Origin of the sequence: Thiohalocapsa sp. (assembly GCF_019695415.1) — a bacterium.
GTDB lineage: Bacteria > Pseudomonadota > Gammaproteobacteria > Chromatiales > Chromatiaceae > Thiohalocapsa.
In genome coordinates this window covers 1-2,067 of the sequence record NZ_JAIFKJ010000611.1, presented here as the reverse complement: position 1 = coordinate 2,067, position 2,067 = coordinate 1, and the positions used below count along the sequence as shown (strand labels likewise).

Sequence of the window (2,067 nt, the reverse complement as noted above, 5' to 3'; positions counted from 1 at the left end):
AAAGCCTCGCCTGCAGCCCCGGACGTAGCTCGAAGGGCGCCTCCAGCGCCACCGCCGTGCCCGTCACCCAGGCTGGGTCGGGCGCCCCGAAGACCGGGTTCGCCGCGATTACCCCGAGGATGTCGCTTGTCGCAAACAGCTGGAACGGCTGCTTCTCACGCAGCGTCAGGAGGCCCGCCACGTGGTCGAGATCGGCGTTTGTCAGGAGCACCGCCTTCAGCGGCGACTTGCGCAGCCCCGTCGGGTGTAGCGCCGGCGTTGCGACAAGTTGTTCCCCTATGTCGGGCGAGGCGTTCAGGATGGCCCAGTCGTGCCCGTTTGCCGTCACGGCGAGCGAGGATTGGGTGGCTCGCGGTATCTCACCCTGCCGGTCTGCCTCACAATTGGCACAGCCACAATGCCCCTTCGGCAGGCCTCCGCCGGCCGCAGCTCCGAGAATGATAGCCCGGAGCCTCGTCATCATCCGGGCTTCCGCGCCGTCGCCGACTTCAGAGGTGGGTGCGGTCATCCTCTTCGGCAGGGAAATACATGTTGACCTCCATGCCGCAGGTCAGCTCTTCGATCTTCGGGGCGGTCCAAGCCATGGGATTTCTCCGTCGCTTTCGTTACTATTGCGGGAGCGGCTCCCGGCGCGGCGAACTTACCACGCTACAATTGGATTGTGGGATGTGGACCCGAATTGGTCAATTCCTTTATTCTTCAGATGCCGGCTTAAAGGTAATGTGGCGGATGATCCTGCGTGACATGGGCTTGACCGCAGAAATCTAGATCATTGTCTAGATGGTCGCGGCAAGGCGTTCGAAGTCCTGGGCGAGGCACCGGTTGATCTTGACCCCAGAAAAAGGTGCACTCGACGGCAGCGGCTGCGGTCAGCGCCGCTTCGCCGTCATCGCCCGCGCCGCGCGATCAGCCTCTTGGAGGGGTCGTAGGCATAGATCGCGCCCCCCATGAAAGCCGCCGTTGCCCCGATCACTACCGCGAGCGAGACCCACTCCACCTGACCGTGGAGGGCAAAGCGGATCAGCTCCGTCGCATAGGTGAACGGGTTGACTGCGCAGACATACCAGAGTTCGAGGCTGGACTCTTTGATCCGCGAGAGCGGGTAGAGCGCCGAGGACGCAAAGAACATGGGGAAGATCACGAAGTTCATCACGCCCGCAAAGTTCTCGAGCTGCTTGATCGTCGCCGAGAGCAGGAGCCCCAGTGCCCCAAGCATCATCCCCGAGAGCACTAGTGCGGGCAGTACCGCGAGATACCCGATTGCGGGCGGCTCAATGCCGTAAAGCCAGGCGATCGCGAGGAAGGCGTAGACCTGGAGCAGCGACACCGCGACGCCGGCCAGCAGCTTCGCCGTCAGCAGGAACCAGCGCGGATAGGGGCTGACCAGCAGCGTGCGCATTGCCCCCGTGTCGCGGTCGTAGACCATGCTGAGCGAGGACTGCATCCCTTGAAACAGCAGGATCATCGCGCAGAGCCCCGGGATCACGTAGACCTCATAGAGGATATGGGTCTCGTAAGGCTCGATGATCGAGATGCCGACCACCGAGCGCAACCCCGCCGCGAAGATGAAGAGCCAGACCAGCGGTCGCACCAGCGCGGCGAGAAAGCGCTCCCGCTGGCGGGAGAAGCGCAGTGCCTCGCGCCAGACGATACCGCGCAGCGCCACGAGCCGCCCGCGCCAGCCGAGACGTGTCTCGGGGCTCATACGATGTCCTCGCGGCCGAGGCCTGTCTTGGAGAGGAAGGCGTCCTGGAAACTGCCCTGCCCGGCGATCTCGGCCGCCGTACCACGGGCCATCACCTTGCCCTCGTGCAGCAGGACGACCGCGTCGCCGGGGTCAATTTCGTCAAAGAGATGGGTGGCCCAAAGGACGCCGACACGATCCTCCGCCACCAGCCGGCGCACCGTTGCTAGCACGTCGCAGCGCGACTGGACGTCGAGGCCGACGGTCGCCTCGTCGAGCAGCAAGAGACGGGGAGCGTGGATTAAAGCCCGGGCGATCTCGACCCGGCGGAGCTGGCCGCCGGAGAGGGCAGTGACGCGCGCGTCGATCCGCTCGGCGAGCCC

The 2,067-nt window shown here is 64.8% G+C and carries 4 protein-coding genes; all 4 read right to left on the bottom strand.

Translation table 11 applies throughout. The features are described 5' to 3' along the window. Positions 1-508 (bottom strand): MBL fold metallo-hydrolase (locus I6U14_RS16770; RefSeq protein ID WP_296900798.1); only part of this gene is annotated, 508 nt, incomplete at its 3' end. Then, positions 489-584 (bottom strand): pyrroloquinoline quinone precursor peptide PqqA, encoded by a 96-nt coding sequence (gene pqqA, locus I6U14_RS16765; protein WP_296900796.1) that lies wholly within the window; start codon positions 582-584, stop codon positions 489-491. The genes I6U14_RS16770 and pqqA, both read right to left, overlap by 20 nt. A gap of 302 nt (positions 585-886) precedes the next feature. Continuing rightward, positions 887-1,705: an ABC transporter permease gene (locus tag I6U14_RS16760; RefSeq protein ID WP_296900794.1), complete on the bottom strand. Its 819-nt coding sequence runs from the start codon at positions 1,703-1,705 to the stop codon at positions 887-889. Continuing rightward, positions 1,702-2,067 (bottom strand): ATP-binding cassette domain-containing protein (locus I6U14_RS16755; protein ID WP_296900791.1); only part of this gene is annotated, 366 nt, incomplete at its 5' end. The genes I6U14_RS16755 and I6U14_RS16760, both read right to left, overlap by 4 nt.